General features: G+C 38.9%; 24 protein-coding genes and 1 riboswitch. Of the genes, 5 read left to right on the top strand and 19 right to left on the bottom strand.

The features are described from left to right. Nucleotides 1-117 precede the first annotated feature (117 nt). On the top strand, nt 118-2,268 hold the full coding sequence (ppk1, locus tag AB4153_RS14295) for a polyphosphate kinase 1 (protein WP_371997920.1): 2,151 nt from the start codon (nt 118-120) through the stop codon (nt 2,266-2,268). A gap of 2 nt (nt 2,269-2,270) precedes the next feature. Continuing rightward, complete coding sequence (locus tag AB4153_RS14290; protein ID WP_371997918.1) at nt 2,271-3,767, top strand: exopolyphosphatase; 1,497 nt, start codon at nt 2,271-2,273, stop codon at nt 3,765-3,767. Nucleotides 3,768-3,970: 203 nt separating this feature from the next. Here the strand turns inward: AB4153_RS14290 and AB4153_RS14285 are convergent, their stop codons facing one another. Then, entirely contained in the window at nt 3,971-4,948 is a 978-nt protein-coding gene (locus tag AB4153_RS14285; protein WP_371997917.1) for a rhodanese-related sulfurtransferase, read from the bottom strand. Between the two features lie 242 nt (nt 4,949-5,190). On the opposite strand from AB4153_RS14285, the gene AB4153_RS14280 reads away from it, so the two are divergent. Both AB4153_RS14280 and AB4153_RS14275 read left to right on the top strand, forming a co-directional pair. After that, entirely contained in the window at nt 5,191-5,901 is a 711-nt protein-coding gene (locus AB4153_RS14280; RefSeq protein ID WP_371997915.1) for a glutathione S-transferase, read from the top strand. 192 nt (nt 5,902-6,093) lie between these two features. Continuing rightward, entirely contained in the window at nt 6,094-6,300 is a 207-nt protein-coding gene (locus tag AB4153_RS14275) for a hypothetical protein (protein ID WP_102529295.1), read from the top strand. Between the two features lie 208 nt (nt 6,301-6,508). On the opposite strand, the gene AB4153_RS14270 is transcribed toward AB4153_RS14275, so the two are convergent. From AB4153_RS14270 to hinT, 10 genes are all read right to left on the bottom strand, one after another. Beyond that, entirely contained in the window at nt 6,509-7,057 is a 549-nt protein-coding gene (locus AB4153_RS14270) for an NAD(P)H nitroreductase (RefSeq protein ID WP_102529294.1), read from the bottom strand. A gap of 91 nt (nt 7,058-7,148) precedes the next feature. Next, nucleotides 7,149-7,733: a DoxX family protein gene (locus AB4153_RS14265; RefSeq protein ID WP_371997914.1), complete on the bottom strand. Its 585-nt coding sequence runs from the start codon at nt 7,731-7,733 to the stop codon at nt 7,149-7,151. 100 nt (nt 7,734-7,833) lie between these two features. After that, entirely contained in the window at nt 7,834-8,679 is an 846-nt protein-coding gene (locus AB4153_RS14260; protein WP_248955361.1) for a DUF6279 family lipoprotein, read from the bottom strand. A 44-nt stretch (nt 8,680-8,723) separates the two neighbouring features. After that, nucleotides 8,724-9,809 (bottom strand): phosphotransferase, encoded by a 1,086-nt coding sequence (locus tag AB4153_RS14255; RefSeq protein ID WP_371997913.1) that lies wholly within the window; start codon nt 9,807-9,809, stop codon nt 8,724-8,726. A 79-nt stretch (nt 9,810-9,888) separates the two neighbouring features. After that, complete coding sequence (pnuC, locus tag AB4153_RS14250; protein ID WP_371997912.1) at nt 9,889-10,539, bottom strand: nicotinamide riboside transporter PnuC; 651 nt, start codon at nt 10,537-10,539, stop codon at nt 9,889-9,891. Nucleotides 10,540-10,581: 42 nt separating this feature from the next. Next, nucleotides 10,582-10,842, bottom strand: coding sequence for a YkoF family thiamine/hydroxymethylpyrimidine-binding protein (locus tag AB4153_RS14245; RefSeq protein ID WP_102529289.1), 261 nt, complete (start codon nt 10,840-10,842; stop codon nt 10,582-10,584). Between the two features lie 148 nt (nt 10,843-10,990). Then, nucleotides 10,991-13,177 carry a TonB-dependent receptor gene (locus AB4153_RS14240; RefSeq protein WP_371997911.1) on the bottom strand — a complete coding sequence of 729 codons (2,187 nt, stop codon included), beginning with the start codon at nt 13,175-13,177 and terminating at the stop codon, nt 10,991-10,993. A 115-nt stretch (nt 13,178-13,292) separates the two neighbouring features. Continuing rightward, nucleotides 13,293-13,404: riboswitch (TPP riboswitch) on the bottom strand. Between the two features lie 148 nt (nt 13,405-13,552). Then, nucleotides 13,553-13,942, bottom strand: coding sequence for a YcfL family protein (locus AB4153_RS14235; RefSeq protein ID WP_102529287.1), 390 nt, complete (start codon nt 13,940-13,942; stop codon nt 13,553-13,555). An 82-nt stretch (nt 13,943-14,024) separates the two neighbouring features. Further along, nucleotides 14,025-15,038: a PaaI family thioesterase gene (locus AB4153_RS14230; RefSeq protein WP_229368205.1), complete on the bottom strand. Its 1,014-nt coding sequence runs from the start codon at nt 15,036-15,038 to the stop codon at nt 14,025-14,027. Between the two features lie 10 nt (nt 15,039-15,048). Further along, entirely contained in the window at nt 15,049-15,405 is a 357-nt protein-coding gene (hinT, locus tag AB4153_RS14225) for a purine nucleoside phosphoramidase (protein WP_102529286.1), read from the bottom strand. A 226-nt stretch (nt 15,406-15,631) separates the two neighbouring features. Between hinT and AB4153_RS14220 the strand changes: the two genes are divergently transcribed. After that, nucleotides 15,632-17,389 (top strand): M61 family metallopeptidase, encoded by a 1,758-nt coding sequence (locus AB4153_RS14220; protein WP_371997909.1) that lies wholly within the window; start codon nt 15,632-15,634, stop codon nt 17,387-17,389. A gap of 144 nt (nt 17,390-17,533) precedes the next feature. Here the strand turns inward: AB4153_RS14220 and AB4153_RS14215 are convergent, their stop codons facing one another. The 8 genes from AB4153_RS14215 to AB4153_RS14180 all read right to left on the bottom strand — a co-directional run bounded on the left by AB4153_RS14215 (nt 17,534) and on the right by AB4153_RS14180 (nt 25,854). Beyond that, complete coding sequence (locus AB4153_RS14215; RefSeq protein WP_102529284.1) at nt 17,534-18,385, bottom strand: CsgG/HfaB family protein; 852 nt, start codon at nt 18,383-18,385, stop codon at nt 17,534-17,536. A 1-nt stretch (nt 18,386) separates the two neighbouring features. Next, nucleotides 18,387-18,794, bottom strand: a complete 408-nt coding sequence (locus AB4153_RS14210; protein WP_102529283.1) for a curli assembly protein CsgF — start codon at nt 18,792-18,794, stop codon at nt 18,387-18,389. 13 nt (nt 18,795-18,807) lie between these two features. Then, nucleotides 18,808-19,398, bottom strand: a complete 591-nt coding sequence (locus AB4153_RS14205) for a CsgE family curli-type amyloid fiber assembly protein (RefSeq protein WP_371997907.1) — start codon at nt 19,396-19,398, stop codon at nt 18,808-18,810. Then, nucleotides 19,395-20,027, bottom strand: a complete 633-nt coding sequence (locus tag AB4153_RS14200) for a LuxR C-terminal-related transcriptional regulator (RefSeq protein ID WP_102529282.1) — start codon at nt 20,025-20,027, stop codon at nt 19,395-19,397. The genes AB4153_RS14205 and AB4153_RS14200 overlap by 4 nt, the downstream gene beginning before the upstream one ends. A 223-nt stretch (nt 20,028-20,250) precedes the next feature. Then, nucleotides 20,251-21,567: a hypothetical protein gene (locus AB4153_RS14195; RefSeq protein WP_371997905.1), complete on the bottom strand. Its 1,317-nt coding sequence runs from the start codon at nt 21,565-21,567 to the stop codon at nt 20,251-20,253. A gap of 26 nt (nt 21,568-21,593) precedes the next feature. Continuing rightward, nucleotides 21,594-22,142 carry a hypothetical protein gene (locus AB4153_RS14190; protein ID WP_102529280.1) on the bottom strand — a complete coding sequence of 183 codons (549 nt, stop codon included), beginning with the start codon at nt 22,140-22,142 and terminating at the stop codon, nt 21,594-21,596. Between the two features lie 273 nt (nt 22,143-22,415). After that, nucleotides 22,416-24,272 carry a protein kinase domain-containing protein gene (locus tag AB4153_RS14185; RefSeq protein WP_371997903.1) on the bottom strand — a complete coding sequence of 619 codons (1,857 nt, stop codon included), beginning with the start codon at nt 24,270-24,272 and terminating at the stop codon, nt 22,416-22,418. Nucleotides 24,273-24,387: 115 nt separating this feature from the next. Further along, nucleotides 24,388-25,854, bottom strand: a complete 1,467-nt coding sequence (locus AB4153_RS14180) for a NarK family nitrate/nitrite MFS transporter (protein WP_102529279.1) — start codon at nt 25,852-25,854, stop codon at nt 24,388-24,390. Between the last annotated feature and the right edge of the window lies 1 nt (nt 25,855).

Genomic DNA, 25,855 nt, shown 5'->3' with positions numbered 1-25,855 from the left:
TCCTATTTTTATTCATATTAAACAGCTGATTAGCTACCTCTATCCGATAGTACTATTTAAGCGCTACCTATTTAGTGATAGATTAATTTTTGCAGCATTGCTTTGCAGGAGCCCATCATGAACGAACCTCGACATCACAAATTTATCGATAAAGAACTCTCTTGGTTATCATTCAATGAGCGCGTATTGCAAGAAGCTTATGACACATCAGTGCCTTTAATCGAGCGAGTTAGATTCTTAGGGATTTTTTCTAGCAATATGGATGAATTTTTCCAAGTCAGAGTGGCTGCAGTTCGCCGCGCTATCTTGGTGTCGGGGATCAGTTCAAAGCAACTAGAATATCAAAGCTTGATGGCTAAGATTCAAGCTAAAGTATTAGATTTACAAGAAAAGTTTGATCAAATATATCCAGTGCTAATGAAAGAGCTCGCGCGCTGCAATATCTTTTTAATCAATGAAACTCAACTAAGCGAGTTTCATAGTGCCTGGCTTAAGAAGTATTTTAAAAATCAACTTAAACGACATATTGCACCACATATTATCAATGAAGATAGTGACTTGGTTCAGCACTTAGTTGATGGCACAACTTATCTCGTGGCCAGTTTACAAAGCGGTGAAAACAAAGAATACGCATTAATTGAAGTGCCGAATAAAAATGTACCGCGCTTTCTTGAATTACCTACTGAAAAAACTTCTAAAATAAAGCACTTAATATTGCTCGACAATATTATTCGTCATTGTATTGATGATTTATTTAGACCCTTTTTTGAATTCGATACCATTAACGTGTTTTCAATGAAAATGACCCGAGATGCTGACTACAATATCAGTAATGAACTTGAGCAAACAACTTTAGAGCGCATGACTAAAGGGATTAAGAAACGCTTAAAAGCTCAGCCTGTAAGATTGGTTTACGATAGAAATATGCCTGATGATATGCTCGAGATGTTAAAGTCTCATTTGCATATCAGCTCGACAGAATGCTTAGTTCCTGGCGGTCGTTATCACAGCTTTAAAGATTTTATGGACTTCCCTAATCCAAGTCGTAAAAAACTAGTCAATGAAAAGCTTCACCCTATTGATAGCAGTCAGTTTTTAGCCTTTGATAATAGCTTCGATGCCATTAGGCATAGAGATATCATGCTCAATTATCCATATCATAAATTCTCGCATTTCACAGAGTTAGTCAGACAAGCCGCTTATGATCCAGCAGTTAAATTCATTAAAATAAACTTATACCGTGTGGCTAAAAAGAGTCACATAATGCAATCACTTATTGATGCGGTTAAAAACGGTAAACGCGTCACCGCTGTAATTGAATTAAGAGCGCGCTTTGATGAAGAGTCCAATATTAACTGGACTCGCCGCTTAGCTGAAGCAGGTGTAAAAGTTCATCACGGTATCCCTAGTTTAAAAGTGCATTCAAAACTGTGCCTAATTGGTCGTAAAGAAGAGAATAAAACCCAATATTATTGTCATATTGGTTCAGGTAATTTCAACGAAGGAACTGCACGCTTTTACACTGATTTCTCGTTATTCTCAGCAAACCAAGATATTGCCGGTGAAGTAAAACAAGTCTTTGACCTCATTGAACGACCTTACCGCAAAGATGAATTCAACCATTTAATTGTCTCACCTTATAATTCTAGAAATAAGCTCATTGGTTTAATCAATAATGAAATTGAACAAGCTAAGCAGAATAAGCCTGCCAGTATTCAACTGAAATTAAACAATCTAGTCGACGACATCATGATTAATAAACTCTATGAAGCGTCACAAGCGGGTGTCAAAATCACCATGCTAATACGCGGTATGTGCAGTTTAATTCCTCAAGTCCCTGGGCAAAGCGATAACATTAAGGTTTTCAGTATTATTGACCGCTATTTAGAGCATTCGCGCGTTATGTTGTTTCATGCTGGCGGTGAACAAAAACTGTTTATAGGGTCGTCAGATTGGATGACACGAAATATTGATGAACGAATTGAAGTCACTACGCCTGTATATGATAAGCAGTTGAAACAGATGGTTATTGCTATACTTTCACTGCAATTTAAAGATAATACAAAGTCTAGGGTGATTAACCAGCAGCAAGACAACCGATATCACCCAAGAGGAAATAAACGAAAGCTTCGCAGCCAAGTGGCCATTCATCAATACCTCAATGGCTATGAGAAAAAAGTAACAAGTGCACTCGCTGCAATAAGTAACACAACAACTCATTGTTTAAATAACAATAAGAAACTACAAGAATTACCACAAGAGGCGTAGATTTGGCAGATGTTATTGCAGAAGACTCACAACATTTTGTCGCTATCGACATGGGGTCTAATAGTTTTCACTTAGTCATAGCCCGCGAACAAGATGGGCTATTACAAGTGCTGCACAAAGAAAAGCGCCAAGTGCAATTGGCTAAATATTTAGACAACCAAAATGTGCTAGATGAAGTTGCTATCGACAATGGTGTTCAGTGTCTTAAAGATTTCAGTCAACGTTTTTCAAACTTAGCCAAGACGCAAGTCAAAATAGTCGCAACCCACACACTTCGTGTTGCTAAGAACCGACAATCATTTTTAAAAGCCGCCAGAAAAATACTGCCCTATCCCATTGATGTGGTCTCAGGGCATGAAGAAGCTCGCTTGATCTACACTGGTATTGCCCACAGCCAAGTACTGAAACAGAAAAATATTGTCATTGATATTGGTGGTGGCTCAACAGAAGTCATTGTGGGGAATGAAAAACGCGCAAAACATTTAGCCAGTTTAAAATGTGGTTGTGTCAGTTATAACAAGCGTTTCTTTATTAATGGTCAGTTATCAAAAGATGCTTTTAAGCAGGCGATTTTAGCAGCAGACAAGCAGTTTGCAGGCTTAAGTCAAGTGTACTTTAATCAAGACTGGTCACTTGTATTGGGTAGCTCAGGTTCTGCTAAAGCCATTTCGCTTGCGATTAGTGAAATTACCGATAACGGCGAAGGCATTACCGCTAAAAACCTGCTGGCATTAAAGAAACACCTGATTAATATAGGCAGCATTGAAAAACTCGTATTTGAGCATTTAGATGACAGAAGAATCCCATTATTGGCTGCAGGCCTAGCTATTCTTATCAGCTTTTTCAGGCAGTTAGGTATTGAAAGCCTGCAAGCGGCTAAAGGCGCTCTACGTGAAGGGGTATTGTACGAACTGGCTAAAATTGAGCAGCAAAATGATATAAGACAACGCACGTTATCAAGTTTAACTCAGTTATATCATACTGATTCAAATCAAGCGCTTAAAGTAACCAATACTGCGCTGACATTATTTGAGCAAGTCACAGAAAAGTGGCAGCTGACGGATTATCGCTGGCTTTTAGAAGGTGCCTGCCAGCTACATGAAATAGGTATTTCGATTAACTCAAAGTCTCACCATAAACACGGAAGTTACATTCTTGATAATAGTGATTTACCAGGATTTAATCAGCAACAGCAACAATTATTAGCCTTGCTTGTTGGCAACCATAGAAAGAAAATCAATTACCTGTCAATCACCATTGCTGATGAAACACAGCGCCTTGCCTTTTTCAGATTATTGACCCTTTTGCGATTAGCAGTGCTATTTAATCTTGGCCGTACATCCAGTAGTTATCAGCACATAATCGTAAAAGCACAGCAGGCAGATTTCAATGTCATATTTTCTGGTGAGCAAGCCAAACATAATGAATTATTACTGCAAGATTTATACGCTGAGCAAAAGAGATTGGCCACAATTGGGATTAACCTCAGTTTTGGTTAGTCTCAATTATAGTTAGTCTCAATGTTAACTAATCTCAATTTAAATTAAGCTCGGTTGCCGTTAATCTGAACAACTAGTTAAAAAACTAAAAAAGCATCCATATGGATGCTTTTATACTTTGGTTAATCACTAAAACTCTGATACGAAGCTAGAAATTTGACCAATAGACCTTGGCGTGCAACATAAACTTGCATACTTAGCTTTTACTTTTCATTTTGCGCTTGTTTTAGTGACTCTTTATCTTTGCGACGCTGGGCAATAACTTGTTTTACTTCGCTACCAATATGCGCTTCGCCACGCTGTTTCGCTAGCTGAACTTGGCGTTCACGTTCGATAAAACGTTGGCGTTGCTCATCAGATATTTTATCAATACAATGGGGACAACTTACACCTTGCACATAAGCTTCTGATTGCATTTCTTCTTGAGTGATAGGCATACGGCATGCGTTGCACTGATCGTAAATGCCTTTTTCAAGGTCATGATTCACTGCAACTCGATTATCAAATACAAAGCACTCACCTTCCCACATGCTTTGTTCAGGTTTGACTTCTTCAAGGTATTTTAAAATGCCACCTTCAAGATGATAAACATCTTCAAAGCCTTGCTCTTTTAGATAAGCAGTCGATTTTTCGCAGCGAATACCACCGGTACAAAACATAGCCACTTTTTTGTGTTTAGCAGGGTCTAGATTTTCTTTGACGTAATCAGGAAACTCTCGAAATGTCTCTGTTACTGGGTTAACGGCATCTTTAAAGGTACCGATTTTAACTTCGTAATCATTACGTGTATCAACCAGTAATACTTCAGGGTCGGAAATAAGTGCATTCCAATCCTTTGGTTTAACGTAGGTACCAACGACTTCACGAGGGTCGATACCCTCTACACCCATGGTCACAATTTCTTTTTTAAGTTTTACCTTAGTGCGATAAAAAGGCATGTCTTCATCAAAAGAAAACTTACAGACAATATCAGCTAAGCCTTCTTGAGTTGCCAGCCATGCAAGTAACCCATCAATGGCTTGCTGACTACCTGCAACTGTGCCGTTAATACCTTCTTTAGCGAGTAATAAGGTACCGCGGATCTCGGCATTTTCCATATGGGCTAATAATGGCGCTCTAATGGATTCGAAATGAGGAAACGCAACAAATTTATATAAAGCACAAACAACGACTTGTGACATGGGGTTCTCCGCAAGCTGGAACTTAATTTCCAGAGCATTTAATGTAAGCTGACTAATGCAAGACTACTTAAGGTGACAGACCTCAAATAAAGGCGCGAAATTGTACCCTAATCACAGTCTTTACGGCAATTAAATTTGATTCAGATCACATACTTTGATGCTCAAGTTAGGATTTATCACTAACAATTCATTTATTAACCTCTTAAAATGAATCAAATACTTAATAAAAAATAACTCAAATTATGATCCTATATAGTTTTAGACGTTGCCCATATGCTATGCGCGCCCGCTTAGGGTTACATTTATCTTCATTAAACCCGCAAATACGTGAAATAATACTAAAAAATAAGCCGACTCAATTACTCGACATTTCACCTAAAGGCACGGTACCTGTATTAGTGGTAAACACGCAGCAAGATACTGGCGGCGCTGGTGTAGACCATCACCCTTTTGTACTAGAAGAAAGCCTAGACATTGTCCATTTTTCTCTAGGTAATTATCCTGCAACCAATAGCGAATATTTATGCAAAGATGAATATGATTTATTAATTCGCTCTCTAAATGATGCCAATGCTAAAACACTAATTGAAAAAAATGATAACGAATTTAAAGCCTGGCTAGATAAATACAAATACGCAGATAGACACCTTGAGTATTCTGAAGAGTATTATCGAGAAAACGCATGTAAATTCATTGCATTACTGGAACAGAGATTAAGCGACTCCACGCACTTATTTGCTGACAGCCCTACCTATGCAGATTTTGCTATTTTTCCGTTTGTCAGACAGTTCGCCCATGTAAATAAAAATTGGTTTGAGCAGAGCCAATACTCCAAAGTGAGGCAGTGGCTAAAACTTCACATTGAAAGCAATTTATTTCAGGTAGTTATGCGTAAGTATCCACTATGGCTTGATGATATTAATCAACAAATGAGTTTAAAAAGCACACTATAGTTTAGTAACTGCTTAATTAAACAGCTCAACTTCAAACTTTTGTATAAATATTCATAAAAACCATTGAATTAGTAAGACTAATTAGAGTAAGTTATATCAACTTAAAGATGGATTTTTAATTGTTTTTACTGCGAAATCCTAAAATGAGATTAAGCTTAAATAAGTCTCTTTGCAGTAATCAAGGATGTAGACATGGAACAAATGGATTTGGTGATGTTATTAATACTGTTATTAAGTATTTTGCATATCATGTTTTGTCATCGAGCAATAACAACGGGTGCTCATATCGACAATGTACGAAGGTATCTATGGGGAACAATTAGCTTGATTTTTGGGCCTTTAGGTTATTATATTTATCAAAATTTACTCCCGCTAGACTCCTTAGACCCAAGTGAATAAAAGCTCAAGTATATGACGCTGATACATTACAGCGTCATATTTTATCTACAGATGTTTTCACCTGATAGCGCCGAATCCTTCACTATTTATTAAAGCCTATATTTGGTGAATCAATACTCAAACTTATTAGACTCAAGCTCATTAGACTCAAGGTTTGTATTAGCCCAGATTTTATCAAAGCTAGTCATTTATCTAGGCTGAGCAAATATCAAAGAAAGCGAGCAAATTGACGTCCAGGCTTTAACGGTTTAACAGGTGCGTTAACTGCTGGCGTACCTACGTATAAGAATCCCACTATTTGCTCATCTTCGGCTAAGCCTAAACCTTCATTAACAACCGCGCTAAAAGCAAAGTCACCTGTGCGCCACACTGCGCCAAGCCCTAATGAAAAAGCCGCTTGCTGCATTGCCATCGTGGCACAACCTGCTGCCAGTTGTTGCTCAAGTAAAGGAACTTTAGGGTGCTGCTGATTTTTGGTCGCGATAGTGATGACCATAGGGGCACGGTGTGGCATATTTTTAGCTTTAGCGATAAAGGCTTCTTCTGCTCCGTTTGCAGTCGCTGCTTTAACAAAAATATCGCCTAACTTATTAAGACCATCACCAGTAGCAATGATAAATTCCCATGGCGTTAATGCACCATGATCAGGCACACGTGCGCCAGCATTAAGAATGAAATCAAGTTGAGACTCTGAAGGAGCAGGTTGAGTTAATCTCGGCGTTGATTGTCGGGTAAGTAATAATTCTGATGCGTCCAATGAAATGTCCTTTTTATCAATCACATTAATTAAATTCTGACTGATACTAACAAAAATCCCACATTGAAGTGGGATTTTTTAATGACTCAATTTATGACATAAAACGCTTTCGAATAAAGTAATCAACGCTAGTGTATCGGCCACCACCCATCATGAGTAGAGCCAGCAACATAAATAAATAGGTAATGGCAAACTCTATACCATTATTTAAGATAACAAAGTTACCTGAGCTAGTAAGCCATTCATAATTACCGTGCTGTTGCAAAATTGACTTCGCAGCAGCCAATTTTTCAGCAGATGCGGCAACATTATCATTCGCAAGCCAAGAACTAGCATCTGCAATAGCTAACCAGCCGTTATCAATGTGAACAGCAAATGCCGCAACCAACATGGTAAACATCATTGGAATAGCCACTAATCGAGTAGCTAAACCAATCAATAATAAGAAACCACCAAATAACTCAGTACCTGCAGCAAGTGCTGTCATCACCTCAGGCATTGGTAGTCCCAATCCCCAATCTGGATTACCAAACCATGCAGCAGTATCGCTAAAATGCGACAACTTATTATAACCTGCCTGCATTAATACCGGCGCAAGATAAATACGTAATGCTAATGGTGCTAAACCTTCAAGGTGTTTTAAAAAATTTAAAAACTGCTGGTAAAGGTTGGTCATATTTATTCCTTAAAATATTCATTCATTACGTCAATAGACCAAGCTTAGTCGATAATTATTTCATCGCAGGTAATTAAAACAGCCAAAAATAGTACCTGAATTATTTTATCTCACTTGAAAGATCACTTAAGTCAGTAATTAGTTCTTCCATTTTACCGGTAAAATGTTGCCTTTGTTTGGCGGATAAACTGCGATTAATATCAATCACCAATTGACCAAATAATCGAGAATTTTGATCAACATGTTGCTGGTAAACCTCTGACTTTAATTCATCTGGTGAGGTCATTAATAAACGCATACGTTGTTCTAATAAGCGTTCATCATCACGCATTTCAATCGCTTGTTGAAACTCTCTTAACCATTCAAGTCGATATTCGAGCCACATATCTAAGGTCGCAATACGCTGTTTATTATACTTTTTAACTAAACTTTGTTGTTCTGTAGATACGCTGCCTAACCAATCATCAATACGATCTAATATCTTTTCATTGGAATCTTCTAATAACTCTTGTTGTGTCTTTCCTGCATACTTTTTGTTTAAGTCTTTATTATCTTGTTTGAGCTGTTCAATCATGCCATTGGCTTGTTCATCAGATAAGCTTGCAAGGATGGGTAATAAATCAGGTAGGATAAAGTCGAAAATACGGAACCAGTGAGCCTTTGCATCCGTAACTTGTTGCTGCCACATTTCGGGCGTCACAGTTTGCGTTTCAATCGCAGTAGAAAGTGTATTGAGTTGTTGGCTATACCTTAATAATTCATCTTTTTGATGCCAGATGAGGAATTTATCTAGTAGAACATCAAATTGTTTTTGCTGACTCTTATCTAAAGTCACATATTCCTCGACCCGCCATTCTATGGCCCAATCAAGAAAAAAATAACTAAATTTAGTTGAGCAGCCAACTAAAAATACCACCAGCAATATTGGAACGAATGACTTCTTCAACGGACGTTCTCCTTAATCTTGGCTATTGATTAAGAATAATAGTCTTATGATATTAAAGATAGGTATTTGTTGAATAACGTAAAATATGAAGCTTTTACCTCAGCAATATCTGTCAGCTTGTTACCTACAATTGGTGCTTCAGCTTCCTTTCCCGTGTCTTCAACCTCTGTTCCTGCCATCATTAATGCCCAAGCGGCAGCAAACATCCAAAAACAATTAATGATTTGCCTTACATACTGGCTAGCGCCAGCCTTAAGATTTGGTTGCTCAGCAAAATATTGTTTACATAAGCTGGTCACTTGATGCGAAGTTAATTGGTGAGTTGTCAAAACAGAGGCCAAATCAAACATTGGGTGACTGGCCGCACAATATTCAAAATCAATGCATTGCAATTTATCATCGCAAAACAACAAATTATAGGGTGATAAATCTCGATGGCAAAACTGAGGAGCTATCAAGCATGATTCCAAATCAGCCAACCAAGCATTCATCTCAACTTGTCGTTGCTTTAACTGTCTGAACGAACTCTGCCATTGTTGATTTTTTTCAACTTGAGAAATGGTTGTTAAAGACTCGAGGTAAACTTGCCATTGCTGCGTTAAGCTGATGACTTTAGGTGGCAAAGGTAGCCTTGATAACTCGCAGAGTAATTTTAACAGGTGCTCAACGGGGTCAAGTGCTTGTTGTTGCTTATTTTTTAATAGCGTTTGATCCTCTGCGGATTGAGATATTGGATTTAGATGAAAAACAGAATTAACCGGGCGTTCTCGGGAATTAAAGCCGTTTTCAGAGTATATAGATGACCAATCAAACCTATCTTGCTTAATAAATTCGCTCAAATAAAACTGTTTATTAGCACTTTTCCAGATCAGCTTTGGCGCTAATTTAACTGCTTCAACCATCTGCCAGCAAATGACTTCATTGTCTCTATCACACCATTGTTGAACATTTTTATTATCACGCAGCACCCAATCTTGATGAAGCATGTGGAGCCGATAATTACTATTGCTTAAACCAGCAGATAGCTTAGTGACGCCAATACAATGTGAACTTATCTCAGTCACAAAATTTGACGGCAGTAGTCTTTGAAATGATGCAGGCAATACAGACCAAGGATTAAATTTTTTCATCTATTTCTGCATTTTAGTTCAGGCTCCACTCTGGCTCCATTCTTGCTCCACTCTGGCTTTAAAGTCATTTTAAACGCCTTTATTTTGCTAGAGATAAATTAACGTCAAGGCTATCTTGCTGCATTTTCTTGCGCCACATGAAATAACCACTGACAGCCATGAACAGATATAAAATAAGTAAACCAGATGTGAGCATCAAGCCTTTCTGTAAGTATAAATAAATCGATAATGAATTAATCACCATCCAGTAATACCAATTCTCAATGATCTTTTTCGCCACTAGATAGGTTGTCATCACAGCAAAGCATGTCGTTAATGCATCAAGGTAAGGAAACGAAGCTGAGGTATTCGTTGCCATTAAATAGCCTACGACTAGAGAGATTATGCTTGTAACGGCAATAATTATTAGATGAGTCTTCAGTGACCAACTGATAATGGGAGAAGCCGTGTTGTGGACATCGCCGGCACCATAACGCCACAACCAAAAACCATAAATAGCCATTGCCATGTAATATACATTCAACAATGACTCCATCAATAATGAGACTTTCCAAAACAACACGGTGTAAATTGCCGTACTGACAAATGCTGCAGCCCAGCACCAGATATTAGTTCTCATGGCGAGAACTAAATATGCGATGGCCAATATGACAGCAACCGCCTCCCAGCCAGTCATAGCGGTGGCTTCAGCGATGGCCGTTTGTATTGATTGAAAAATCTCAGCAAGCATAATAAGGCGCTTCTTTTTCTATTTTGAGCGAATTAACAAGTTTTATTCTGTATGGCTTAAATCTAATTCGCCACCGATAAACTTACATACAAAAACAGCCTTGCCCCACTTTTGATGGGCGGCTTCCATTTCTACCGCAAGCATTGACATCACATCTGCATATTCGCCACAGATTTGTGTTGCCATCGCATTGGTTTTTCTTTCAATGTTTGAATAGCTATCAACACGACCAATAAACCATTTAATCGGATCTAAATAGTTTTCGTTAAATGGATACATACTGATTTCAGCAGTTAATTTCATCAGGAATTCCTTAGGTACGTCTCAATTAAAAATACCGCCATAGTCTAGCAAATTATGGCGGTATTTCACTGAAATACGTTGTAAAAATATATTGTTAAAACTATTGTAATTATTAAAGAAAATGATCTTTAACGATTACTCATTAACGCTACATAAACTTCACATCAAGGGTAATACCTAATTGACGAGGGTCGCCATAACGAACGTATTGTTTGTCAGCCCAATCTAAATCTGGCTCGTTACCAAAGTAGAAACCTCTTACACCATATTGCTCATCAAATAAATTCCTGCCCCACAGGTATGCTGACCACATTTGTGACTCATAGCCAATGCGAGCATTGAAGATAGTATAAGCATCGGACTTTGATTCATTACTGTCTGAGTAATAAAAATCACTTTTGCCACTCGCATTAAGGTTAGTAAACCAACCTGAATCACTGACATAACTCATACCAGCACTATAGGTAAAGTTAGGCGCATGCGCTTGGTCACGACCTGTCAAATCAATCACGTTGCCATACTTATCGTTATATTGATAATCACCGTATTCAGTTTCTAACCAACCAACACTGCCATAAAACTGAATATTATCTGTCGCATAGTATTTAAAATCAGCTTCTGCACCGTAATTTTTGGCGCTGCCTGCATTTTCTGTATACAGAATAAAGCGCTGCTGATCATCTGGATCTTGTTGTGACGCTGATACTTGTTGGTTTTGACGGTCCATATAAAATAACGCCATATTCGTCGCAACCACACCATCTAACCAAGATGACTTAAGACCTAATTCGTAGTTATATAAGATTTCAGTATCGAACTCTTTTTTATCCGCCAATTCCGGTGGTAATGTCATGTTAAAACCACCAGCTTTATATCCTCGCGCGATTCTGAAATAAGCATTATGATCTTGGTTCAAGCTTTTCGAAATCGCTAAATGGCCGCCCCACATATTCTCTGTTGGGTCGAACTCATCGCCGTTGCTATCGTTGTATTCACTTTCTCGGCGTTCTAAACGTACACCAGCAGAAAAGACATAACCGTCGCCAAACTGGGTATCTGTTTGAGCAAAAACAGCATAATTGGTTGCTTCATATTCAGATTGTAAAACCTCGTCAGGCCAGCCATTATATTCAGAATATAAATCATTATCTTCTTTTAGGTTCATACCATATAAACCCAATAACCAATCAGTTGAATCATTAAAGATTCGACCCGCTTCGTTTGAACTGATCCTAAACTCTTGTGAAATAGTTTTACGATCGCCTTGTTTATCCCATGTGTAATCGTACACACACGGCTCAGTGCCAATAACAGCCCAACTGTCATCATAGGCTGGACATTCTTTAGATGCCCAATATTCAGGGTTAGCCCAGTCACCGTCATAATTATGATGATGATCAGTTTGCGCAAATGAGGTTAACGAGGTGAGTTCAAATTTTTCAAACTGAGAGAAAATTGCTTTTAAACCTACACCTGTGGTTTTTTGAGCATCAACACCTGGTGCATCTGTGATGGTATCAAAACCATTGTTATCCAGTGTCCAAGCATCATAACCATTATCAAAGTTAGCGTGTAATAGGGTTAAATCTAATTGGACATCATCAGATGCGTACCAGCGCAGTTTAGCTCTAGCCGTAAACTCGTCGCGGGCATTGGTATCTTCACGTTCAAGGTAAGTATTATCGCGGTAACCATTTTGAGAATGCTGCTCTAGAGAAACGCGATAAAGTAATTTTCCTGAATCAGAAATTGGACCAGAGCTGAAACCGGAGAATGTCTGTAAGTCGTCGTCGCCCATTGATACTTGCGCGCCATGTTCAAACACATCTGTAGGGTCATTACTTTTTAAATAAATCAAACCCGCTAACGCATTAGCACCGTATTGCGTACCTTGAGGCCCGCGCAAGACTTCAACTTGTTGCATGTCGTACATGCTCGAAACCATGCCAATACCAGACAAGTCGATATCATCTACAATAAAGCCAACCGATGAATTAGGTGCGCCCTGATACTCTTCTTGTTCACCCACACCACGGATTTGGAAGTATTTAGGGCGAGAGCTGCCACCAGACCAGTTAAAGTTAGCAATTGAGTTTAAAACGTCTTCAAAATGTTGAGCGCCTTCATCTTGCAATTGTTGACTGTCAATAACGGTGACACTAGATGGCGCTTTTTCAAGTTCTATACTGCTAAAATCAGCATTAACAACAATCACTTCCATTTTTTCAGCATTAGGAGCAACGCGTTCGATATTTTCTGTTTGAGCAACAGCGGAAGTTGATAAAGCAGCGAGAATGGCTATCGCAATAGGCGATTTAGATTTTAATAAAGACATAGGACCTCAAATAATAATTTTGAGATCCGGCAAGCATAGCGAATGAGTGATGTGCATCTGTGACAATCTTGTCGCATTAACTATGTGTTAATTACGCTATGATAAATCAGTTGTCGTAAATAAATGCAGCCTATTCCTACGCCGGTATGAGCCGGATCAGGTTCTAAGGGTTTGTCATTAGACATCTCAGTTAGCTCAATATTGAGTTAACACCCCTTGGCGAGGCGGATTATAAACGATTCAACTTAAGTACGACACTATTACCGTGAACTTTTCATTAACTATTTAAGTACAAATTTATATCACACAGCAATAAAAAATATATAGCGATAAAAAAACACCCAATTAGGGTGTTTTTAATACTCAAAATACAGATTAGTTAGAGAATGCTTTACGCACGTACACATCAAAACGTGTCGCATTGGCATTAGGCGCTAACGCTGTTACTTGCATTTGCTGTTTGCCATGTAACTTTAACGACTTCCAACTTGTGGCCTCATCTTCGATAGTAAAACCGCTGACATCATACCAAGTGAACTTATATTGTAGGCGTAAATCGCTGCCAACTTGGCTCATAATAAGTGCTGAACCTTGTAGCAAGTCCCCTTGAGTACGTACTCTTACTTGCTCAACGGCAACTTCTTGACCAAATGAGTAATTATCCACTCTCGTGACACCATTTGAACCCGCTGAAACCCCTGCTGTGTGATTGGCACAAGCAGACATCATTAATACTAATGTTACAACAACGATAGACAGTTTCATGATTGTTCCTCTGGGTACTATTTTCTTATTAAGAATACTTATTAAGAATACTGTAAAAAATGGCTTATGTTTAATTTACACTTTATTGGTCTAATAAAAAATGGGCTCTAGCTGTTGCTATCAACTGCTTTCTATTAGTTTGCCAACAATTTATCGTTACGTGGGCGACTCTGCGCCCCTGACGAGTAATTTTACACTCTGCAAAGGTATCTTGGTGTAAGCCAGCACGTAAGTAATCAATTGAGAAGTCAATGATCTTAGGTACCTTCTTCGCCTGCATAAATACCATTAATTGCACAATCGCCGACATTTCCATAAAGCCCGCAATAACACCCCCATGGATGGCAGGTAAAATAGGATTTCCGATATTGTCGTCTTTTTGTGGCAATTTAAACACCATTTCATCACCGAAACGGTTAACACTCATGCCAATAAATTGCGTGTACGGCACTTTTGCCAGCAGATAACTGTAATCATTAAGATCAATAGCACGCTTCACAATATCATGAACGTTTAATTCATCGTCAACGAGTACTTCGCTGTCAGTTTTTGAAGAAGTGCCAGTACTAAGGTTTTTATTAACAGCGAGCTCATCGCTGGTGCTAGTGTCTCCCATTAATGCTTGGCGGAATTCTTCGCCGACCATTTCTGGACTTATTCGCATAAAAGAGCCAACAGCATGAGCAATAGGATCATCAACACTGTCTTGATAAGCAATGGCTCTTGTAAAAGCAACGTTAGCTGATAAACGATAACACTCAGCAATCGCATAAAGTGGCTTATCAGGTTCTGCGGGTTTCATATAATCAACACGCAAATCCAAAGTTGGCGATATCTCTAGAGACTCATATTTAGCTAAAATTGCACTCACAACCGACGTACCTGATGCCGTGTCGATTAACGTAGTTACCACACCACCATGGATAACTCCGGTATCAGGATCACCAATAATATCTTGGCTGTATGGTAGTTCGAGTAACACATGATGCTCACTCGCCTCAAGTACGCTGATGTTCAGGCGGCGACATTGGGCTAACTGGTTCACGAAACGAGTCGCAACTTGCGTTAGCGGAAAAAATTCACTGTTTATTTTCATTGGGTTAGAACTATCCTGCATGATTAAGCATTGAACCTAACGGTTTGCCGCCTACTAGATGCATGTGGATATGATAAACCTCTTGGCCACCATGCTTATTGCAATTCATGATTAATCGATAACCGTCTTCGGCTATCCCCGCTTCATCAGCAAGCTTTGCCGCAACAGACATCATGCGTCCTAAAGCTAACTCATCGGACGCTTTGATATCGTTAGTCGTTGGAATAAGGTGATTTGGGATAATTAAAATATGCGTTGGAGCTTGCGGGGAAATATCACGAAAAGCGGTCACCAACTCGTCTTGAAATAAAATATCCGCAGGAATTTCGCGGCGAATAATTTTACTAAAAATGGTTTCTTCGGCCATGGGTAATCATCCTTATCGTTATTTGTGAGGTGAACTTTACTATAGAGCGCGCCAACTAGATTATCTTATAGTATCAACTACGACCTTTGTCACTCCAGTAAATGTACATTTTAGATTTTGTCGTCTTGTACATATGCATTTGCACATTGGCAGTGATTTTGGCAGCATTGTGGTTCTTCTAGCTCGCATTTCTTTTTAGCAACACCAACTTATTTGGAAATTGTTCATGCATTATCACATCATTGCTATCGATCCTAAAGCGCATTTATTTGAAGTCACTCAAACAATTAGCAAAGCAAAACTGCAGCAAACACTGTCATTGCCTTCTTGGTTACCAGGAAGCTACATGATCCGTGATTTTGCAAGAAACCTAATCGATATAAAGGCAATAGATAAAAATGGGCAACCAATTGAGGTGCTTCAGCTAGATAAACAAACTTGGCAATGTCAAAACAGCGACAGTTTTATTAACATTTCTTATCAGGTTTACGCTTGGGACTTATCCGTGCGATCAGCTCACCTAGATACGACTCACGGATTTTTTAATGGCAGCAGTGTTTTCTTATGCGCTGAAGGGCTTGAGCAAGAAAAACACACATTAACCATTGAAAAACCAGTATTGCCTGAATTGAGTGATTGGAAACTTGCCACCAGCATGAAACGAACCTCTGGTGAACAATTTGGCTTTGGTGAGTTCTACGCTGGTAGTTATGATGATTTTATCGATCATCCTGTAGAAATGGGCAACCTCGCGATTGCCAGTTTTGAAGCATGCGGCGTACCTCACGATATCGTTCTCAGCGGTAAACATCGCGCATCACTAACCCGTTTATGTAAAGACTTAAAAGCCATTTGCGAGTACCAAATAAACCTCTTTGGTGGCATTGCACCTTTTGAGCGATATGTGTTTCTTACCACAGTATTAGGCAATGGTTTTGGCGGTTTAGAACACAGAGCAAGTACGGCGCTAATGTGCTCAAGAAAAGATTTACCTACTGATATGCACCATGAAGTGAATAAAGATTACCGGGTTTATTTATCCTTATGCAGCCATGAATATTTCCATAGTTGGAATGTAAAACGGATTAAGCCTGCTGAATTCACCCCGTTTGATTTATCCAAAGAAGCTTATACAGAGCAATTATGGGCTTATGAAGGTATCACATCCTACTTCGATGATTTTTTAACTTATCGCAGTGGCTGTGTCGATCAAACTCAATATCTCACTATGTTAAGCGAGATAATGACTCGAGTGTATCGTTCACAAGGGCGTTTTAAGCAAACCTTAAAATCATCAAGTTTTAATGCTTGGACTAAGTTTTATAAACAAGATGAGAATGCCAATAATGCCATTGTGAGTTATTACACTAAAGGCGCCTTGTTCGCCTTATTCTTGGATCTCACCATCAGAATTGAAACAGAAGGCAAACAGAGTTTAGATGATGTCATGCGCACGCTTTGGCAAGAGTTCGGTGCAAAAGGAATTGGCACTGAGATTAATACTCACCAACAAATTGTCGAAAGCCTGCTAAATCGCAATTGTGATGAGTTATTTGCTTACCTCGATAACACCCAGGATATCCCGCTTGAGCCTTTATTTAACCAAGTCGGTATCACACTTCGCCTCAGAGCCAGTGCCGGCAATGCTGATTTAGGCGGTGGAGAAACCAAAGGATATAAAATAGCATTTGGCGCAAAAACGAAGCCTGAGTCTCTAGGCCTTAAAGTCTTGACGGTTACCCAAAGCAGCCCTGCTCATCAAGCTGGACTGAGCGCGGGTGATTTATTGATCGCAGCAAATAACTTACAAGTTGATGCGCAATTTGAAGCACAATTACAATCAATGAGTTTGGGCGATGAAGTCACGTTAACTTGGTTTAGAAGAGATGAGTTAATGCAAGGTGTTATGACAATTAGCTCTGCAATAACTGATACCGTTAGTCTTGATATCCACGACCAAGAAAAACTGAATATTTGGCTGTAACGCTATAGCCATGACCTAAATATCAAATAAAAATTGAATACGCTTTTATTTCTGAATATAAGACATATTCAATTATTTACAGCAATAAAAAAGGTGCCATATAGGCACCTTTTTTTACTGTAAATAATGGAGCTTTAACGTGTGTTAGCCGCGCTTAATTCTTGCACTCACTCTGGCTTCACTGTGGGCTTCTAACCAATACTTTTGCAAAGTTTCATTTTGCAGACCTGTGACAGAATCACCTAAGTTCCAAGCACCTTTCCAAATACCATCTGCAATTAAATGTACTACAGCACTTTCAATCGCTGACACAACACAAAGGCTTACAGGTTCATTTGAGGTGTAACCGACTTCAGCTTCTAGTAAATCTTGAGCGTCAATAAATTTAAATACACCAGCGGTGATTTCTTTTGAAATTACCGATTTAGTTGTAGTAACACTACTTAAAAGGCGACCAGTTCGAATATCAACTGCACGTAGGTTTACAGTAATACTATCCACACGATACTGACCAGAAGCACCAATACCTAAATATCGCGCGCCAGCACCACCTGTTTTGATGTTAGTGTCATAAGCAACAATACCGCCTTCCATCAATACTTGGGCGCTGTTTAATTGAGGCAGTTTATTCTTATTACCATTTAAGCCAGCACGTAAAATTTTACGCTCGGTTAATAAGTTTTGCAGCCCTTCTCGCTCAACAGGTATAAACCATGCAGAATCATTCAATGATTGCGCTAAAAATGCAGTTCCAGATTGCGGCACCGCAGTTGAAAAGTTACTAGACGGGATTGGTTTATATTGACCTGTTTGATCTCTAAAGTCATAAACTGCAGCAATCATGGCACCTTGAGGAAAAGGCAAGCTGACCAAATCGTAGTAAGTCTCACCTTTTGGCATTAAACTCGATGTTGCGTCTATGTCTGCAAACTCATCATCAACAGAAGAACATGCTGTTAACGAAAGAAGAAATAAACTGACTAAAATCTTATTCATTTTATCCTCCTGTAGACACTAGGCCGCCGACTTCGATTATCGTCGTTTCACCCGTTAGTAGATCTGTAATATGTACGAGTAACGTTCCATCTTCATTAACAACGTTAATTTCGAAATCATCGGTTTTAAGATAACCTTCATTACCATTAGCTGCATCATTAAAGAGTTGAGACATTAACCTAGATTCTAACGAACTTGCTAAACGTTCCAAAGCTGTTGGCGCGACATATCCCGTTCCACCTGAAGATTCAGGCTCATGATCATTTTGAGCAAGTGCATTATTTAATAAATACTGACCATTTAAGTAGCTACCACCAAAAGCGGGATTAACCGGAGTATAAACTAACTGAGTGGCGCTAATATTTGCCGAAAAAACTAACGCCGCGGAGGTAAATAATATTTTTTTCATGTGCGGTCCCTGCCTATATTTCATCGGGAGCTAAGTCTGGGTCTAAAAAAGCTCCCAAAAGCGCCCGTTCATTTTCCTGTTTAATCACTGTGTTAACTCTTTTCGCAGCATAATTTGCTTGATCATCCAAGTTTCTACTGATTGGGGAAACAAAGGTGACGAAAATAGTTTTTCGATTCTGTTGAATCAACATTTTACTACCGCTTCTGGCAGTAGCTTGTTCGATAATAGTAATGCCTGAATGTTTCGTTATTCCGCCAATATCTCTATAAGCCCCGACAAACTGACGATAAAAACGATGCCCAAGACGTGTCATTGCACGATTTAGAATGAGTCCATCGATTAAGTCAGTTTCATCTTTAGGAATAGAATCACTCGTATCTTGAGGTTTTACTTTAATTTCTTTTTGAATATTTTTATCTGTAGCAGAGGTTACAGGCTCTTTAGCATCTTCTTGACGTTGAGCCTGTGTTTGATCAATCACTTCATTTGGAGCTTTATTGATGGTCTCTACTGTATCCACAGATTGAGATACAGAAGAGTTTTCAGCAAATACGTTGCCTGAAATTAATAGTGTTAAAAACATCAAATTGATGTTTTTCATACTCTAACCTCATGCATATGAGTTTGTGCCCAAGCAATTGCCTGGCCTCGACTTGAAACACCTATTTTTCTAAAAGCACGATATAAATGTGTTTTAATGGTACTTTCACTGACAAACAGTTGGTTAGCAATATCCAAGTTTGTGCTACCTGATAGTAAAGCTTGTAGCACTTCCCTTTCTCTAATCGTCAAGTGCTCACTCTCATCATCAGCAATATCACTCAATAACGATTTATGTAAATCATTCGGAATAATACTTCTTCCTTTCAATATTTCATTTAATCCACTACTAACTTGACTTAATTCTGCATCACAGTAAAAAACACCGGCAGTTGTAGCAGGATGAATTAGAAATTTTGCATCGACTTGCTTAGGAAAGTTTAAAAAAACAGTTTTTACAGCATAATGTTCCCTTTCTATCAATTTTTGTAATTGATAGACCTGCTGTAAGTCAATTGTCGCTAAATCAAATACGACTAGAGAATTTTGATGAGATGACAGTTGCGAACTCATTGTTGCTGGGGTGGCTTTAGCTAACTTCACAAGAAACTCTTGCGGCCAACGACAGTCTAATAAATCAACTAATAACTGAGAACGAGAAACTATCATCCAATTGACAACTTTAAACATTAATTACACTCCATTGTGACTAGATGATTAAATTGAACATGTATTGATAAATCATTTACAAGGTAATCTGACAATCCAAGTACAGATAACATTAACTTGTAAAGCAAAGAGCTAGCACTTAACAACGTACTAGCTCTTGTTAAATATTATCAAGGTAGATATGTAATAACTATTAGCCTAACGGGTGTTTTTACTTACTCCAATAGACGAAAGTATTACGATATTACATGCCTTGGTTAACCGTAATGTTGTTACCCGCACCTGAGGTTACTGCAAATGAGCTGTTACCATTACCTATTTGAGATACCGATACAGTACTACCTGAACTCATGTAACCACCAGCGAATGAAAGGTTGCCTTCACCTGTTTGAATAACTGAAACAGTGTTAGAGTCACCCATTATTGCACCAGCATATGATTCATTTAAATCACCAGTCTGAACTAAATCAACTGTAGAACCTAAATCATCAGTCAAAGTGAATGAATAGTTGTCATTACCAGCTTGAGTAACGTTAACCATATCGCCTGCACCGTACTGTTCGTTTTCAGCGGTATTTAAATCACCAGTTTGGGTTAATGTTGCTTGGTCACCAGCACCAAACTGTTGCGAAGAAACCATGTTACCTAAACCGCCAGGTGTAGAAGTTTGTACCACGGTAGCAGTATTATCAGTCCCTGATTGTGCCACCCCTGCCTCATTAGAATCTTCATTTTGAGTTACAGAAGCTTCATTATTATCACCTAATTGTGCAGTAACTGCGGTGTTCGCATTACCAGTCTGAACAACGGTAGCCATATTTGAGATAGAGAAATCTTGAGCAGTCGCTGCAATGTTATCGTTACCTGTTTGAGTAATGACTGCAGAAGTATCATCACTACCTGCACCTAACAAATGGTTGTCAGTTCGTTGCCCTATTAATGCATCATTACCTGAGCCAGTTTGATTAACAGTACCGACAGCAGCATTAGAAACAACTTGAACAATCGCAGCTCTATTAAAGCCAGAACCGCCACCATATTGGTTAATCGTTGCCACAGCATTATCTGATTGAGTATTTACTGCAGCTGCATAATCATCATTACCATACTGATTAATTGTTGAATTAGCTGTATCACCACTATCTTGAATAATACGACCCCAGTTATTATCACCCATTTGAGTAACAGTGGCTGCAGCATCAAGGCCGTTATTAAATCTTTGTTCAACTGTTGCTAAGTTACCAGCACCAACTGACGTAATTGTCGCTGTTGCAGAATCTGTTGCGTCATGCTGATAAACACTACCCATATTTTCAGAACCATCTTGGGTAATAAAAGCATGTGAATTAGTGGTATCAGCTTGTTCAATACTTGCAACACTGTCAGAGCCGTACTGCATAATAGTCGCATCATTATCCATGCTATTTACGACTTGCGTTACGGTTGCAGACTGGTTCGTCCCCATCTGCTCAACCCATGCTTCATTATCATCGCTAGATGCATTAACAGAAGATGCTAAAACCGCTGCCGAAACAAGTATTGCTAATTTTGAATATTTCATGTCGTCTTTCCCTTTACTGAATTAAATTAAAGATTTCCTTGGGTTACTTGGTAATTCTTAAAAGCACCCACCTGATGAAACGTTATATCGTGATTTGAGCCTAATTGGTTGATCTCAATATTGTTATAGAAACCAGCTTGGGTTACTTCAGCATTGTTGTAATCTCCTTCTTGATATAAATCGATAGAAGAACCAACCCCACCTTGCCCAACAAACGCTGTATTATTTGTCCCTATTTGCATTATTTGTAATTCTAAATAAGCACCAGTTTGTATTACTTCTGCGCTATTTTCTTGCCCTTGTTGCTGTACATTAAGAAAGTTGCTTTGACCAAATTGATTCACGTTTGCCACATTACCTTGCCCAGACTGACTTACAATCAAGTCATTAGACCAACCAAACTGCGTAATTGTTGCCTCGTTAAACCCATGGGACAATTCATCAATCTCACTGATATCTTGACCTGCAAAACTCGGAAATGATAAGCACAATCCAATAGCACTTAATACGGCCATTTGAAACATACGAAAATTCGCATTATATCCATTGCAGATTGAACACTTATTCAAGGTCATGCTTCCTGCCTCCTTGTTTTTCGATGTATATCAATTATGACTTGATATATGAACTTTTAAATCCGCCCCGAGTATTAAAGGGAGCTATACCAATAGGTTAAAAAAATTCTCAACCCCCACTTTAGTACTAGACTGACAAATAGCACTAATAGAGATAACAAACTGTTATTAAAGGCAAAAAAATTATTGAGTTACTTAAAGGGGATATTACGAAAGAATGAGGAAGAAACTATAGACGGCAAGAAGCATCAAACTCTATTGCATTCAAATAAGTCAACTTAGCAGTAAGTACATAACCCATATAAGCAGAGTTGCGCACGTACTTTGCCAGAACTTAATTGGGTTTCTTTGAATAAAAGGAATGAAGGTTTTAGAGTCGGTTTGACTGGGCGTAGTTAAGGCGTGAATGAACTCATTGGTGTCAACAAAACGTAATGATGGCTCAACTGATAAAGCCTTTTCTAATGCTTTATCCATCCACTCTGGCACCATAGGGTTGGTTTTATACACAGGCACATAGCATAATTTAACAAAATCATTTCGACTATGACACTTGGCTAATTGACCTTTAAAAGGTGGTTCACCCGCCAGCATTTCATAAGCTATGACTGCAAATGAAAATAAGTCTGCCCTACCATCTGATTGATAACCTAAGATCACTTCAGGCGAGGTATAGTCTGCGGTGCCAAGAATTTGATCGCGTTTAAGTGGTGTATTAATTTCAGCTATACCTTTTATATGGCAGGCGCCAAAATCAATAATTTTAACCACACCTTCACGAGTGATAAAGATATTGTCAGGTTTCAAATCTTGATGAAGGGTTTCTTTACGGTGAAAGGCACGAATACCAGTTTCAATTTGTTTTAATAACTGCAGCACATCTTCAACTGGGCCACGTTGATGCTGCACCATCCAATCGGCGAGGCTTAACCCTTGTAAATATTCAGTAAGATAATATAACGCTGACTTATTCAGGTGATGATCGACGACTTTCACCACATGCTGACTACTTATTCTGTGACCAATCCAACTTTCAAGCATAAAACGCTCAATATAAGCAGCATCATCAATATAATTAACCGATGGGGTTTTCATGCAGCGTTCTTCGCCCAGCTTATTTTGTACAATATACACCTGGCTTCGCTGACTTTGATGAAGCACCTTAGTGACTTCATAATCATCGAGCTTCATGCCAACCTCCATGGGTGGCGGAAATGGACGACTAGACAGTTTTTGGTATACATCATCGATAGCTTGGGTGGGCAATTGTTTTATGCTGATAAGTTGTGCACTTAAATTATCGCCACTGTCCAACTCATAAGCTTTATCGACTAGGTTTTGACAAAAGGTTTCACAGGCATCATCTGTTAATAAAGGGCTACTCTGTTGAAATTTTACTAAACTTTTTAATAATTCATGATCGGTCACCACATCATGAATTCCATCCGTGGTTAGCAAATATATGTCATCAAGTTCAATATTAAATTGTTTGTAATCCACCTCTAAATTGACATCCATCCCTAACGCACGGGTTAAGTAACTGGTAAATTCATTAACAGAAGTACTATGATCACGGCTAAGTTTAACAAGTTGACCTTGGCGAAAACGATAAATTCTTGAATCACCAGCATGTAACATGTGCGCCGAGCAAGATTTAAATACTAATGCGCTGAAGGTACAAACGTAACCTTTACGCGCATCACGATAGTCTTGACCTAACCCATAAAGCCAGCGATTTAATGCTGTTAAAACACGGGTACTGGAAGTCAATACGCTCCAAGACTCAGGTGTTGAATAGTAATCAGCGATAAAGTTAGACACACTAATAGCAGATGCCTTGGCACCACCTTCAGCCGCACTCACTCCATCGCTGATGACACTCACAATTCCTTTTGTCGTTAAGGTCAATCCCGTAGGTATTTTAATCCCAATTGCATCTTCGTTTTCTGGTTTACGGCCTTTGCTCGACACTTGTCCAGCAAACACTGCTAATGCGCCAGAGATGGGTAATTGTTCTTGTTTTTCTGGGCTAGTTTGAATCGACTTAGATGTAATTTTAGAGCGGCTAGCCTCATGTTTTGTCATAGCATCAGTTTTAGACTCTACATTTTGTTTAAGATTCAATTGCATCTCAATCCTTTAAAAGTCTAACACCGTAGAGTGAATACAATACGGTGTTAGCTGTTGGTATAAAAGCTTAAACACTAGGGCCGGTTCAATGCTTTATGATGATTAACCTAGCGCTTTAGTTAACACTGATTAATGTCACCTCACCTTTTTCATTCACTTCTGTCATATGACCTTTAGGTTCTGCCATAAAGAATAAAGTGATAAACCCAAGTACGGCGCTCACAGCAATCACATAGAAAAAGGTTGATGTGGGTACCATCGAATAAACGGTCAGAAAGAATACTGCACCAACATTACCATATGCGCCTGTCATACCCGCAATCTGGCCAGTTAAACGACGCTTAATCAAAGGAACTGCAGCAAATACCGCACCTTCGCCACCTTGTACAAAGAAAGAACAAGCCATAACTACCACAATTGCAACTGGTAATGACCAAGTGCCATCAATTTGCCCGACGGCAAAATAACCCACCGCTAAACCCGCAGTTAAAATTAATAAGGTATTCTTGCGACCAAACTTATCACTTAACCAACCACCGCCAGGACGAGACATTAAGTTCATAAAGGCATAGCTTGAAGCGACCATACCTGCTTGTGCCATACCCAAACCAAATGTTTCCGCAAAAAATAACGGCAACATAGACACCACTGCCAATTCAGAGCCAAATGTGGTGAAGTACAACACATTTAACACCGCTACTTGCTTAAATGGATAACGCTCAAATTCAGGCACTTCTTTAACAAAAATATCCTTGTTAACCTGATAAGTCTGATACAAATCGACAAAGAATACTCCTACCAACGCAGCATAAATAATGTTAGTGGTTTGCTCATCTAGCATACTGACGCCAGCAGGAGAAAGCTTCCAAGCAAGTAACGCAAGGGTTGCATACATAGGGATTTTCATGAAGATCAGTAAAGCAAAATCACCTTTACTGGTGACTTCCAAGCCACCCGCTTTTTTAGGCTTAAAATAAGTCGAACCTTTGGGTGTATCGGTGACATTAAAATAATAAACAAAAGCAAACACTAAACTCATCAAGCCTGTTAGGCCAATGGCATAGCGCCAACCATCTTCACCACCAAAAAATATGGCGATAGCAGGTAAAGTAAATGCAGCTGCTGCACTACCAAAATTACCCCAACCACCGTAAATGCCTTCAGCAGTGCCAAGCTCTTTCGCTGGGAACCATTCACTAACGATACGGATCCCAATCACAAAGCCCGCACCAATAAAACCAATTAAAAAACGCGCTAAAGCTAACTGCTCAAAGGTATCTGCTACAGCAAACATAAAACACGGTATCGAACACACACCCATTAACACTGAGTAAGTGAGCCTAGGGCCATATTTATCCGTCACCATACCAATGATAATTCGAGCTGGAATCGTTAACGCCACGTTTAAAATGAGCAGGGTCTTTATTTGTGATGTAGTCAGACCTAAGGTATCTGCAATCACACTGAGTAAAGGTGCAGCATTAAACCAAACCACAAAAGTGATAAAAAAAGCCATCCAGCTTAAATGCAGTGTTTTCATCTTGCCCGAAAACGAAAATAAGTTAAATTTTTCAGCACTCATA

This window comes from Shewanella sp. 10N.286.52.E4 (assembly GCF_041468785.1).
In the GTDB taxonomy this organism is placed as follows: Bacteria; Pseudomonadota; Gammaproteobacteria; order Enterobacterales; family Shewanellaceae; genus Shewanella; species Shewanella electrodiphila.
Note: the sequence above shows the minus strand (reverse complement) of the source record. Positions and strands in the feature narration are given on the sequence as shown.

Coding starts and splice junctions, on each gene's coding strand:
- AB4153_RS14190 (WP_102529280.1), bottom strand. CDS start 22,142: ATGACCTTGAATAAGTGTTCAATCTGCAATGGATATAATGCGAATTTT.
- AB4153_RS14275 (WP_102529295.1), top strand. CDS start 6,094: ATGGAACAAATGGATTTGGTGATGTTATTAATACTGTTATTAAGTATT.
- AB4153_RS14280 (WP_371997915.1), top strand. CDS start 5,191: ATGATCCTATATAGTTTTAGACGTTGCCCATATGCTATGCGCGCCCGC.
- AB4153_RS14195 (WP_371997905.1), bottom strand. CDS start 21,567: ATGAAATATTCAAAATTAGCAATACTTGTTTCGGCAGCGGTTTTAGCA.
- AB4153_RS14235 (WP_102529287.1), bottom strand. CDS start 13,942: ATGAAACTGTCTATCGTTGTTGTAACATTAGTATTAATGATGTCTGCT.
- AB4153_RS14245 (WP_102529289.1), bottom strand. CDS start 10,842: ATGAAATTAACTGCTGAAATCAGTATGTATCCATTTAACGAAAACTAT.
- AB4153_RS14200 (WP_102529282.1), bottom strand. CDS start 20,027: ATGTTTAAAGTTGTCAATTGGATGATAGTTTCTCGTTCTCAGTTATTA.
- hinT (WP_102529286.1), bottom strand. CDS start 15,405: ATGGCCGAAGAAACCATTTTTAGTAAAATTATTCGCCGCGAAATTCCT.
- AB4153_RS14285 (WP_371997917.1), bottom strand. CDS start 4,948: ATGTCACAAGTCGTTGTTTGTGCTTTATATAAATTTGTTGCGTTTCCT.
- AB4153_RS14185 (WP_371997903.1), bottom strand. CDS start 24,272: ATGCAATTGAATCTTAAACAAAATGTAGAGTCTAAAACTGATGCTATG.
- AB4153_RS14265 (WP_371997914.1), bottom strand. CDS start 7,733: ATGACCAACCTTTACCAGCAGTTTTTAAATTTTTTAAAACACCTTGAA.
- ppk1 (WP_371997920.1), top strand. CDS start 118: ATGAACGAACCTCGACATCACAAATTTATCGATAAAGAACTCTCTTGG.
- AB4153_RS14215 (WP_102529284.1), bottom strand. CDS start 18,385: ATGAATAAGATTTTAGTCAGTTTATTTCTTCTTTCGTTAACAGCATGT.
- AB4153_RS14205 (WP_371997907.1), bottom strand. CDS start 19,398: ATGAAAAACATCAATTTGATGTTTTTAACACTATTAATTTCAGGCAAC.
- AB4153_RS14255 (WP_371997913.1), bottom strand. CDS start 9,809: ATGAAAAAATTTAATCCTTGGTCTGTATTGCCTGCATCATTTCAAAGA.
- AB4153_RS14230 (WP_229368205.1), bottom strand. CDS start 15,038: ATGAAAATAAACAGTGAATTTTTTCCGCTAACGCAAGTTGCGACTCGT.
- AB4153_RS14210 (WP_102529283.1), bottom strand. CDS start 18,794: ATGAAAAAAATATTATTTACCTCCGCGGCGTTAGTTTTTTCGGCAAAT.
- pnuC (WP_371997912.1), bottom strand. CDS start 10,539: ATGCTTGCTGAGATTTTTCAATCAATACAAACGGCCATCGCTGAAGCC.
- AB4153_RS14220 (WP_371997909.1), top strand. CDS start 15,632: ATGCATTATCACATCATTGCTATCGATCCTAAAGCGCATTTATTTGAA.
- AB4153_RS14240 (WP_371997911.1), bottom strand. CDS start 13,177: ATGTCTTTATTAAAATCTAAATCGCCTATTGCGATAGCCATTCTCGCT.
- AB4153_RS14180 (WP_102529279.1), bottom strand. CDS start 25,854: ATGAGTGCTGAAAAATTTAACTTATTTTCGTTTTCGGGCAAGATGAAA.